The organism is Streptacidiphilus anmyonensis (genome assembly GCF_000787855.1).
Lineage (GTDB): Bacteria > Actinomycetota > Actinomycetes > Streptomycetales > Streptomycetaceae > Streptacidiphilus > Streptacidiphilus anmyonensis.
This window is the reverse complement of sequence record NZ_BBPQ01000148.1, coordinates 1-1,282: the sequence shown is the minus strand read 5'-3', so window position 1 is coordinate 1,282 and position 1,282 is coordinate 1. Positions and strand designations below refer to the sequence as shown.

The following is a 1,282-nucleotide window of genomic DNA, read 5'->3' as shown; positions in this document are numbered from 1 at the left end:
CCTTCCAGATGCGCACCCCCGTCTGGTGCCGCAAGCAGGCGGCCCGGATCGGCCCCGCCACCGCCGCGGTCGTCGAGGACCTGCTGCAGGTCAACGCCCTGTTCCGGCTGCGGGCCGCCCAGGGCGTCCTGGGCCTGGAGAAGAAACACGGACCGGTCCGGCTGGAGGCCGCCTGCGCCAAGGCCGTCGCTGTCGGCGACCCGTCCTACCGCACCGTGAAGGGCATCCTCGCCGCCGGGACCGAGGACACCCCGGTCCCGCCGGACACCGGGGACGCGGGCGCCGCGGCCTTCCTCCACGGGCCCACCGCGCTCTTCGCGAACGTCATCCCCCTGCCCACCGAGCCCGCCCCGGCCGCCCCGGACACCGGCACCGCGGACGTCCCGGCCGCCGTCACCAGCACCTCGGCGGCGGTCCTCTCCGAGCGAGGGACCGCGTCATGACCGTCCTGGTGAACCACCTCGAGCAGTGCCTGCGCCAGCTCAAGCTCGGTGGCATGCTCCAGACCCTGGACGCCCGCCTGGCCCAGGCCCGCGCAGGCGAACTCGGGCACCTCGACTTCCTGCAGGTCCTGTGCCAGGACGAGATCACCCGCCGCGAGACCCAGGCCCTGGACCGCCGGATCCGACGCGCCCGCTTCGAGGACGCCGCCACCTTGGAGGGCTTCGACTTCGCCGCCGCCCCCAAGCTGCCCGCCGCCCAGATCCGCGACCTGGCCGCCCTGCGCTGGCTCCAGGCCGGAGAGTCCGTGATCTTGTATGGCCCGGTCGGGGTCGGGAAGACACACGTCGCCCAGGCGCTGGGGCACCTCGCCGTCCGGCAGGGCGCCGACGCCCGGTTCACCAAGACCAGCCGGGCCCTGGCCGACCTCGCCGGCGGACGCGCCGACCACAGCTGGGACCGCCGCCTGCGCGAACTGGCCCGGCCCGACGTCCTCATCCTGGACGACTTCGCGATGCGCGAGCTCACCCCCGCCCAGGCCGACGACCTCTACGAACTGATCACCGAGCGCACGGGCCGGTCGCTGATCCTGACCTCGAACCGGGCCCCGCAGGACTGGTATCCCCTCTTCCCCAACCCCGTCGTCGCCGAGTCCCTGCTCGACCGACTGATCAACAACAGCCACCAGCTCTTCATGAACGGAGCCAGCTACAGACCGAACAAGCGACCCAGAACCACCACCCACGACACCCGGACGAAGGCCGGGTAGTCTCACCCCCACCGGACCGCACCCTGGGGAATTACCTGCTCACGGGCCCGGGGAATTACGTGACGGACGACA

At 72.5% G+C, this 1,282-nt stretch carries 1 protein-coding gene and 1 pseudogene; both read left to right on the top strand.

From position 1 onward, the window contains the following. Nucleotides 1–443, top strand: a pseudogene (locus TR50_RS42100) (hypothetical protein); the annotation flags it as partial. Further along, the gene (gene istB / locus TR50_RS42095; RefSeq protein WP_042436037.1) at nucleotides 440–1,210 is read left to right on the top strand and encodes an IS21-like element helper ATPase IstB; all 771 of its coding nucleotides are present in this window, start codon (nucleotides 440–442) and stop codon (nucleotides 1,208–1,210) included. The pseudogene TR50_RS42100 and the gene istB, both read left to right, overlap by 4 nt. Nucleotides 1,211–1,282: the final 72 nt, after the last annotated feature.

Coding starts and splice junctions, on each gene's coding strand:
- istB (WP_042436037.1), top strand. CDS start 440: ATGACCGTCCTGGTGAACCACCTCGAGCAGTGCCTGCGCCAGCTCAAG.